Here is an 11,040-nt window from a genome sequence, read left to right on the forward strand (position 1 = left end):
GCGGCGCGAGACCGGTGTGGGTGACGGCGACGCGTTTGGGAGCGCCGGTCGAACCGGACGTCGACACGACGTACGCGACGTTCGCCGGGGCGGGCTCGTCGGCGGCACTGAAGGCGGCACTGGTGGAGGCGGCGCTGGTGAAGGCGGCGCCGGTCTTGGTGATCGCCCACAGCCGCAGCACGTGGTCGAGGCCGCGGGGCCGATCGATCGGGATCACGGTGCCGGGGCCGGCGCCGGCGGCGCGCAGCTCGTCGGCGAGCGCGTCGGAGCGGGCGTCGAGTTCGCGGTAGGTCAGCGCGGTCTCGCCCTCGCGCAGCGCTTCCCGGTCGGGGTGCGCGGCGGCGGTGGCGCGCAGCAGCTCGGGCAGCGTGCGGGCGGGGACGGGGTCGGCTCCGGTCAGCGGGGCGGCGGGCCGGGCGACGGGCAGGTCGCCGACGAGCGCGTCGGGTGCGGCGACGACGTGCCGCAGGACGGCGACGAATCGGTCGGCGAGCCGGCGCGCGGTGGGTCCGGCGAACCGGGACGCGTCGTGCACGAGGGTGCCGGTGTAGCCGTCCGCGGCGGGCGCGAGCGCGAACTGCAGGTCGAACTTCGGCGCGCCGGCGAGGACTTCCTGCGCCTCGACGGTGAGGTCCCCGATCCGGACGGGGTCGAGGGTGAAGTCCTGCAGGGCGAGCGCGACCTGCGGGGCGCGGCCGGACAGGCCGGCGAGGATCTGCTCGTAGGGCACCCCGGCGTGGTCGAGGGCGGCGACGTCGAAGTCGCGGACCTGCGCGAGCAGCCCGGCGAACGGCATGTCGGGTTCCACGCGGGCGCGCAGCACGAGAGTGTCGAGGAACGGGCCGACGAGCTGTTCGACCTGCGCCCAGCGGCGGGCGGAGACGACGGCGGCGACGGCGACGTCGTGGCCGGCGCCGACGCGGGCGAGCAGCACCGACAGCGCGGCGTGCAGCACCATGAACTCGGTGGCGCCGTGGGCGCGGGCGAGCGCGGCGATCCCGGCGCGCACGTCGGCGGGCACCTCGAACGCGACGGTCTCCGCCACTGCCTCGGAAGTGGTTGTTTCCGTAGGTAGTTCGACGGGGTCGAGGCCGTCGAGGGCGCGTCGCCAGTGCGCGACGTCCGGCTCGGGGATCCCGCGGGTCTGTTCCCACAGCGCGTAGTCGGCGTACTGCAGCGGCAGCGGCTCCCACCGCGGCGGCTGCCCGGCCGCGCGGGCGGCGTAGGCGACGGCGAGGTCGCGCAGCAGCGGCGCGAGCGACGCCCCGTCCGCCGCGGCATGGTCGACCGCGAGCCGCAGCCGCCGGGCGCTGCCGGCCTCCTCGAGGTCCCAGTGGACACCGCGGTCCGCGAGGACCTGGTGCGGGCCCTGCTCGTCGACGACGATGCGGGTGCGCAGGATCTCGTGCCGCGCCACGACGTCGTCGAGCGCGGCCTCGAGGGCGGGCACGTCGAGGGGTCCGGTCAGGTGCACGTCGGCGCGCAGCCGGTAGGCGTCGGGGTCGAGGCGGCTCAGTCCCCACAGGCGGTGTTGCGCCCGGCTCAGCGGGATCCGGTCGGGGCGGGGGTGGACGGGCACCGGCCCGGTGTCGGCGTCGAGTCCGCCGGCGTCGAGCGCGGCGGCGAGGGACTCGACGGTGGGGTGTTCGAAGATCAGCCGCAGCGGCACCGCGGTGCCGGTCTCCTCGCGGAGCCGGCCGACGAGGACGGTGGCGAGCAGCGAGTTGCCGCCGACGGCGAAGAAGTCGTCGCCGCGGCCGGGGTCGGTTCCGGTCAGTTCGCCGAAGATCCGCGCGACGAGGGTCTCGGTGTCGGTGCCGGGTTCGTCGCGGCCGCCGAGGTCGGGTGCGGGCAGCCGCGCGACGTCGAGCTTGCCGTGCGCGGTGCGCGGGACCGCGTCGAGCGGCACGACGGCGACGGGCACGAGATGGGCGGGCAGGCTGCGGCGCAGCTGCCGGCGCGCGTCGTCGGCGTCGACGCCGGCGGGCACGACGTAGGACACGAGCGCCCCGTCGCGCACGACGGTCGCCGCCTGCCGCACCCCGGCCACCCCGCGCAGCGCGGCATCGACCTCCCCCGGCTCGATCCGCACCCCGCGGAGCTTGACCTGATCGTCGCTGCGCCCGACGAACCGCAAGGCGACTCCGTCGCCGGTGTGTCCTTTGGGCTGCCCTGGCCGCCCAAAGGACACACCGGCCCAGCGGGCCAGGTCGCCCGTGCGGTACCGGCGACGACCGCCGGCCGCGGCGACGAACCGGGTCGCGGTGCGGCCGGGATCGCCGCGGTAGCCGTCGGCGAGCCGCTCCCCCGCCAGGTACAGCTCCCCCGCGACGCCGGGGGGCACGGGCCGCAGCCGCTCGTCGAGCACGACGGCCTCGACCCCGCGCACGGGAGTGCCGATCACGACGTCCGCTCCGGGCGTCAGCGGCGACGAACAGGTCGCGAAGACGGTCGCCTCGGCGGGGCCGTACCCGTTGTAGAGGCGACGGCCCGCGCCCCACCGCGCGACGAGCTCGTCGCGCACGGCCTCGCCGCCGAGCATGAGCACCCGCAGGTCCGGCAGCGCGCGCGACGGCACCGTCGCCAGCGCCGACGGGGTCAGGCAGGCGTGGGTGATGCGCTCACGCGCGAGCAGGTCGGCGAGGGCGTCGCCACCGTAGGCGTCGGCCCCGGCGACGACGAGGGTCGCGCCGGACGCCCCGGCGACGAGCAGCTCGAGCATCGCCGCGTCGAAGCTCGGCGACGCGACGTGCAGCACGCGGTCGCCGGGCGCGGCGGCGAACAGTTCCGCCAGGTCCTCGACGAGGGCACTGACGCCGCGGTGGGTGATGCTGACGCCCTTGGGGTTTCCGCTGGTACCGGAGGTGAACACCAGGTACGCGGGCGCGCCCGGATCCGGGTCGGCCACCGCGACGGCGCCGTCGCAGCTGTCGGCGACGTCGAGCCAGGTCACGGCGGCGGGCAGCGACCCGAGGTGCGCGGCGCCGGTGACGCCGACCCTCGTGTCGGCGAGCATTCCGGCGAGCCGCGCGGCGGGCTGGACCGGGTCGACGAGCATCGGCGCGGCCCCGAGCCGCGCGATCCCCCACACGGCGACGACGGCGTCGAGCGAGCGGGGCAGGGCGCACGCGACGGCCGCGCCGGGCCGGACACCGGCGGCGTGCAGCCTCGCGGCGAGCGCCTCGGCGCGCGAGAGGAGTTGCGGATACGTCAGGTCCGTGTCGCCGTCGCGCACGGCGACACCGCCGCCGCCGCGGGAGGCGCCGTCGGCGAGCCACTGCCACAGCGTGCGCGCCGGGGCGGGCTCGGGCCCGGCGGCGGGGACGAGCGCGGCCCGCTCCGGCTCGGTGAGCAGGTCGATGTCGCCGATCCGCACGGCCGGGTCGGCGACGACGGCACGCAGGATCGCGACGTACCGGTCGGCGAACGCGGCGACGGTGCCGGCGTCGTACAGGTCGGTGGCGTAGACAAATTCGAGGTCGACGTCGGTGCCGGTCTCGGTGACGACGAGCTGGAGGTCGAAGTTGGCGTGTTCGTCGGCCACCGGCAGCACCCGCGCGGTCAGGCCGGGCAGCTCGAACGCGTCGACGGTGGGGCGCCGCAGCGACAGCGCGACCTGGAACAGCGGGTGCCGGGCGGGGTTGCGGGCCGGGTTGAGGCGCTCGACGAGGGTCTCGAACGGCGCGTCGGGGTGGGTGTAGGCGGCCAGGTCCCGGGCGTGGACGTCATTGAGCAGGTCGGCGAAGCCGGCGTCCGGGTCGACGGGCGTGCGCAGCACGAGGGTGCCGGCGAACATGCCGACGAGGTCGTCGAGCTGCGGGTCGCCGCGCCCCGCGACAACGGTGCCGACGGCGATGTCGCCCCCGGCGCCGTGCCGGGCCAGCAGCACCGCCAGCGCCGCGTGCAGCACCATGAACGTCGTCGCGCGGCCCTCCCGCGCGAGCCGCGAGACCCCCTCGGCGACGACGGGATCGACCGTCGTGCGGTGGGTGGCGCCGCGCCCGGTGGGGCGCGCGGGCCGGGGCCGGTCCCCGGGCAGGGTCACCTCGTCGGGCAGGCCGGCGAGCACACTCGTCCAGTGTTCGAGCTGCGCGTCGACGCCGGCGCGCTGCCAGCGGCTGAAGTCGGTGTACTGCACGGGCAGCGGCGCCCACCGCGGTTCGTGCCCGGCGAGGCGGGCGGTGTAGGCGTCGACGATGTCGCGCAGCAGCGGGGTGAGCGACCATTCGTCGGCGGCGATGTGGTGCACCACCACCGCGAGCACGTGCCGCCGCGGCGCGAGCCGGTACAGCCGCATCCGCACGGGCGGCTCGTCGGTGAGGTCGAATCCGGGGGCGGCGAACTCGCGGACGAACTCGGCGAGTCCGTCGGCGGGCACGGCGACGGGTTCGAGGGCCGGTCGCGCGGCGGGCCGCACCACCTGCGCGGTGGGGTCGGGGTAGACGGTGCGCAGGGTGCGGTGCCGGCCGAGGACGTCGGCGACGGCGGTGGTGAGCGCGGCGACGTCGAGTCGGCCGTCGAGGCGCACCGCGAACGGCAGGTTGTAGCTGCCGGATTCGGGGTCGAGCCGGTTGACGAACCACAGTCGCTGCTGCGCCGGGGACAGCGGCGCGGGGGTGTCGTCGCCGGCCGCGACGAGCGGGGCGCGGCGGCGGGGGGTGCCGGCGCGGGCGGCGAGCAGGGCGGCGAGGTCGGTGACGGTGGGGGCGGCGAACACGTCGCGGACGGTGACGTCGACGTCGGCGATGTCGGCGAGGCGCCCGGCGAGGCGGGTCGCGAGCAGCGAGTTGCCGCCGAGGTCGAAGAAGTCGTCGTCGGCGCCGACGGGTCCGGCGGCGAGCAGTTCCCGGTACACCTCGGCGACGAGGTCCTCGAGCGGCCCGTGCGGGGCGAGGCCACCACCGGGTGCGACGGTGGGCGCGGGCAGCGCGGCCCGGTCGAGTTTGCCGTTGGCGGTGCGGGGCAGCGCGTCCAGCGCGACGGCGGCGGCGGGCACGAGGTAGTCGGGCAGGGTGCGGCGCAGCTCGCGCAGCGCCGCGGTGGGCGTGCCGCCGACGAGGTAGGCGACGAGCCGGTCGTCGCGCAGCACCACCACGGCCTGGGTGACGCCGTCGCAGCGCAGCAGCGCGGCCTCGATCTCGCCGGGTTCGATGCGGTAGCCGCGCAGTTCGAGCTGGTCGTCGGCGCGGCCCCGGTGGTGCAGCACGCCGTCGCGGCCGCGGCGGCCGAGGTCGCCGGTCCGGTAGCGGCGGGTGCCGCCGGGCGCGGCGACGAACCGCGCGGCGGTGAGGGCGGGGCGGTCGCGGTAGCCGCGGGCGAGTTGCGTTCCGGCGACGTAGAGTTCGCCGACGGTGCCGGGCGGGGTGCGGCGCAGCGACCGGTCGAGGATCTGCACGTCGAGCCCGGGCAGGGGCCGGCCCACGCCGGGCCGGTCGGCGGGTCCGCGGGTGACGTGCACGGTGGTCTCGGTGATGCCGAACATGTTCACCGCGCGCACGTGGGGCCGGTCCGCGAGCCACGGCCGGACCTGCTCGGGGTCGAGGGCCTCGCCGCCGAAGATCAGCAGCCGCACCGTGTTCAGCGGGGTGTCGACGGTGGCGAGCTGGTGGAACGCGGTGGGGGTCTGGTTGAGGACGGTGACACCCTCGCCGTCGAGCAGCGCGGCGAGGGCGCCGGGGTCGCGGGCGGTGTAGTGGTCGACGACGACGAGCCGGCCGCCGGTGGTGAGCGCGCCCCACATCTCCCACACGGAGAAGTCGAAGGCCGGGGAGTGGAACAGCGTCCACACGTCGCGCGGCCCGAACCCGAACTCGGCGGTGGCGGCGAACACCGCGGCGGCCGCCTCGTGGCTCACGAGCACGCCCTTGGGGGTGCCGGTGGAGCCGGAGGTGTAGATCAGGTACGCGCCCGCCCCGGCCGGGACGGTCGCGTCGTATCCCCCGCCGCCGTCCAGGCGTTCCCGCAGGTCCAGCGAATCCATCTGCAGCACAGGCGCATCCGTGTCGACCGCGAAGCTCGTGTCGCACAGCACCGCGGCGGGGGCAGCGTCGTCGAGCAGGGACCGCAGCCGCGCCGGCGGGTGGGTGACGTCCAGCGGCAGGTACACGGCGCCGGCGCGGGCGACGGCGAGGATCGCCACCACCAGGTCGAGCGAGCGGGGCAGCGCGACGGCGACGACGTCCTCGACGCCGAGTCCGCGCTCGGCGAGCAGCGCGGCGAGCGCCCCGGAGCGGGCGTGCAGCTGCCCGTAGGTCAGGGTGTCGTCGCCGTGGGTGAGCGCGATCGCGTCGGGCCGGCGCCGGGCCTGGTCGGCGACGAGCGCGGGCAGCGTGGCCGTCGCCGGGGCCGTCCGGGGTGCGGAGGTGTCGCCGTCCGGGCCGAGCAGGTCGATGTCGCCGATCGCGGCGGCCGGGTCGGCGGTGACGACGTCGAGGATGCGCAGCAGGAACGGCGCCCACCCCGCGACGGTGTCGTGGTCGAACAGGCCGCGGTCGTAGGTCAGCACCCCGTCGAGGCCGGTGGGGGTGCCCGCGTCGGAGCGGTTCTCGCGGACGGTCACCTCGAGGTCGAATCGGGCCGTGCCGGTGGACAGCTCGCGCACACCGGTGACGTCGGGCAGGTCGAGCCCGTCCAGCGCGAAGCTCTCGTAGGCGAGCATCACCTGGAAGATCGGATGGTGGCCCGCGGTCGAGGCACCGAGCGCGTCGACGACCCGGTCGAACGGCACGTCGGCGTGGGCGAACGCGTCGAGGTCCACGCGGCGGGCGTCGGCGAGCAGTTCCGCGAACGTCGCGCGGGCCGGCACGGGCAGCCGCAGCGCGACGGTGCCGACGAACATCCCGACGACGTCGTCGAGCATCGGGTCGATGCGCCCGGAGACGGCGGTGCCGACGGTGACATCCTCGGTGGCGGCGAGCGTCGCGAGCAGCACGGACAGCGCGGCGTGCACGACCATGAACGTCGTCGCGTCGTGGGCGCGGGCGAGCTTGTCGACGGCGGCGTGCAGTTCGGCGGGCACCGAGAAGGTCACGCGCCCGGCGGTGGAGTCGCCGTCGCCGCGGGGCCGGTCGGTGGGCAGGGCGAGCAGCGGCGGGGCGCCGGCGAGGGTGCGGGTCCAGTGGGCGAGTTGCCGGGCGGCGAGGCTGTCGGGGTCGGCGGGGTCGCCGAGCAGGGTGTGCTGCCAGCGGGCGAAGTCGCGGTAGGTGACCGGCAGCGGCGGCCACGCGGGGCTGCGTCCGTCGCGCCGGGCGGCGTAGGCGACGGCGAGGTCGCGGCCGAGCGGCAGCAGCGACAGGCCGTCGACGGCGACGTGGTGCAGCACCACCGCGAGGGTGTACCCGGCGGCGGTGCGGTACAGGCGGGTGCGCAGCGGCGGGTCGACGGTGAGATCGAAACCGGCGCGGGCGAAGTCGGCGAAGTCGAGGTCGGCGGCGTCGACATCGGTGGGTCCCGCGTAGGGCTCGAGGTCGAGGTCGATGCGCTCCAGCACCTGCTGCGCCGGGCCGTCCGGGCCGTCGGGGTGCACGGTGCGCAGCGCGGCGTGCCGGGCGAGCACGTCCGCGGCGGCGGCCGCGAGGGCGTCGAGGTCGGTGCCGGCGTCGAGGTCGACGACGAACGCGATGTGGTCGCCGGGGGCGGCGTCGGCGACGTCGAACCGGTTGGCGAGCCACATCCGCTGCTGGGCGGGGGCGAGCGGCACCGGGCCGGTGTCGCCAGTCGGCAGCAGCGGCAGGCGTTCGCCGCTGAGCGGATCGGCGACGGCGGCAGCGAGACCGGCGACGGTGGGGTGCTCGAAGATCTCCCGCACGCCGACGCGGTGGCCGGCGACGGTGCCGAGCCGCGCGGCGAGCTGGGTGGCGAGCAGCGAGTTGCCGCCGAGCGCGAAGAAGTCGTCGTCGGCGGCGACGGCGGGCAGGTCCAGCAGGTCGGCGACGACCCCGGCGACGAGTTCCTCGGCGGCGCTGCGGTATCCGGCCGGGGCGCCGGGGGCGACGACGGGCTCGGGCAGCGCGGCGCGGTCGATCTTGCCGGTGCTCGTGAGCGGCAGCGCGTCGAGGACGGTGACGGTGGCGGGCACCATGTGCCGCGGCAGCCGCGCGGCCGCGAACTCCCGCAGCTCGGCCGGGTCGAGGCGGGCGGGGTCGGGTCCGTACACATACGCGGCGAGCGCGTCGCCCCGCACGACGGTGACGGCCGCGGCGACCGCCGGGTGCCCGGTGAGGGTGGCCTCGATCTCGCCGAGCTCGATCCGGAACCCGCGCAGCTTGACCTGATGATCCACCCGCCCCACGAACTCCAGGGCGGCTCCGCCGCCCGTGCGCGTTTCTGGTAGCTCCGACGACCAGAAACGCGCACGGGTCCAGCGGACCAGGTCGCCGGTGCGGTACATGCGACCACCGCCGAACGGCGACGCGACGAACCGGCTCGCCGTCAGCCCCGGCATGCCGAGATAGCCGCGCGCGACGCCCGGCCCGAGGAGGTACAGCTCCCCGACGACGCCGACGGGAACGGGCCGCAGCCGCGGACCGAGAACGAGCGCAGTGACGCCGTCGAGGCCGGTACCGATGGTCAGCCGCTCCCCCGGCACCAGCGGCGCGCTGGCGGTGGCGAGGACGGTGGTCTCGGTGGGCCCGTACACGTTGAGCATGGTCCGGCCGGGCGCCCAGCGGGCGGCGGTCTCGGCCGGCCACGCCTCCCCGCCGACGGCGAGCACCCGCAGCGCGTCCAGACCCGACGGGTCCAGCAGGGTCGGCACGGCGGGGGTGGAGAACCAGTGCGTGATCTGTTCGGCGCGCAGCAGTTCCAGCAGCTCGTCGCCGCCGTACACGTCGGCCGGCGCGACGACGAGGGTGCCGCCGGCCGCAGCAGCCAGCAGGTACTCGAGCACCGACGCGTCGAACGCGGGCGACGCGAAGTGCAGCACCCGTGCCTGCGGGTCGAGGTCCATGCGACGACGCAGCGCCGCGACGAGCGGTGCGAGCCCCCGGTGGGTGACGACGACGCCCTTCGGCGCGCCGGTCGAGCCGGAGGTGTAGACGAGGTACGCGGCGTGGTCGGGTCGCAGCGGACGCACCCGGTCGGCGTCGGTGATCGGCCCCGACCGCGGCGATCCGGCGGCCGGGTCGATGCGGGCGACGCCGTCGGGCAGGTACGTGCCGGGCCGGGCGACGGCATACCGCACCTCGGCGTCGGCGAGCAGCCGGGCGATGCGGGACGCGGGTTGGGCGGGGTCGATTGGCACGAACGTCGCCCCGGTCAGCGCGACGGCCGCCACCGCACGCACCGAGTCCACCGACCGCGGCAGCAGGATCGCGACGCGGTCCTCCGGCCCGAGCCCGCGCTCGAGCAGGTGCCACGCCAACGGTGTTGCGGCCGGGATCAACTCGATCGGTGCACCGCCCGGCGCGACGACGTGCAGCGGGTGCGCGGCGAGCAGTTCCGGCAGCGTCGCGACCGGCCCGGCCGGGGCCACGACGATCTCGGGGGCGCCGAGGTCGAGATCGCCGACGGGTGCCTCCGGTGCGGCGACGGCCGCGTCGAGCACCGCGTGCAGCCGGGCCACCGCGTCGGCCACCGTCGCGCGTTCGAACAGCCCGCCGTCGTAGATCACCCGCCCGGCGAGCGAGCCGTCTGGCAGCTCCCGCACCGCGAGCTCCACGTCGAATCGGGCGAGACCGGAAGGGATCTCCTCGGCGCGCACGCGCAGGCCCGGCAGGTCGAGGTCGGGCACGGCGACGTTGTCGTAGGCGAGCATCACCTGGAACGGGGCGAAGCCGAGCGTGTCGACGACGCGGTCGAACGGCACCGCCGCGTGCGCGTACGCGTCGAGGTCGGTGCGACGGGCGGCGGCGAGCAGGTCGGTGAACGACGCGGCCGGGTCCACGTCGAGCCGCAGCGCGACGGTTCCTACGAACATGCCGACGAGGGCGTCGAGGTCGGGGTGTTCGCGGCCGGCGGTGCCGGAGCCGACGGCGACGTCGCGCCCGCCGGTCCACGTCGACAGCCACACGGCGACGGCGGCGTGTACCGCCATGAACGCGGTGGCGTCGTGCGCGGCGGCCAGTCGGCGAAGCGCCTCGAACCGCGCGGCGGGGACGGCGAATTCGAGTGACTCGGCCGGTCCGGGGGTGCCGGTGCGGGGACGGTCGGTGGGCACGGCGGGCGCCTCGCCCAGTCCGGCGAGGGCGGTGGTCCAGTGCGCGAGCTCGCGGGCGGCGAGGCTGTCCGGGTCGTCCTCGTCGCCGAGCAGAGCGTGGTGCCAGCGGGCGTAGTCGGTGTACTGCAGCGGCAGCGGCTCCCACCGCGGCCCGTGCCCGGCGGCGCGGGCGGTGTAGGCGGCGGCGACGTCGAGGGTCAGCGGTACGAACGACGCGCCGTCCATGGCGATGTGGTGGGCGACGACGGCGAGCACGTGCCGGTCCGGTCCCACCCGCAGCAGGCGCGCCCGCAGCGGGATGTCGGTGGTGAGGTCGAACGGCGCGGCGGCCCACTCGGCGATCAGGGCGTCCACGTCGGCGGGGTCGACGGGTTCGGCGTCGAGGTCGGGCAGCACCTCGGCGACGGGCCGGACGTGTTGGCGGGGGCCGGGTTCGGTGAACACCGTCCGCAGGATCTCGTGCCGGCCGAGGACGTCGCCGAGCGCGGCGCGCAGCGCGGCCGTGTCGAGGGTGCCGTCGAGGTGCAGCGCGAACGGCAGGTGGTAGGCGGCGGTGTCGCCGTGCGCGAGCAGCCACAGCCGGCGCTGCGCGGGGGCGAGCGGGGCGGGCGTGTCGTCGGCCGAGCGCGACGGGGCCGACACGGACGCCGCCGGTCCGGCGTCGACGGCGGCGGCGAGCGCGGCGACGGTGGGATGGTCGAACACGTCGCGCAGGTGCACGTCGCGGCCGAGGGCGGCGCCGAGCCGCGCGGCGAGCTGGGCTGCGCCGAGCGAATGTCCGCCGAGGGCGAAGAAGTTCGCGTCGGCGCCGACCGTCTCGACGCCGACGATCTCGCACATCAGCCGCGCGACGAGGGTCTCGGTGGGTCCGGCGGGGGGCCGCG

1 protein-coding gene is annotated in these 11,040 nt (G+C 76.5%); it reads right to left on the minus strand.

The window, feature by feature from the left end:
- On the minus strand, positions 1-11,040 hold an 11,040-nt coding region (locus OEY_RS31380; RefSeq protein ID WP_010593285.1), incomplete at both ends, for a non-ribosomal peptide synthetase.

Source organism: Rhodococcus sp. P14 (assembly GCF_000256505.1).
Lineage (GTDB): Bacteria > Actinomycetota > Actinomycetes > Mycobacteriales > Mycobacteriaceae > Rhodococcus > Rhodococcus ruber.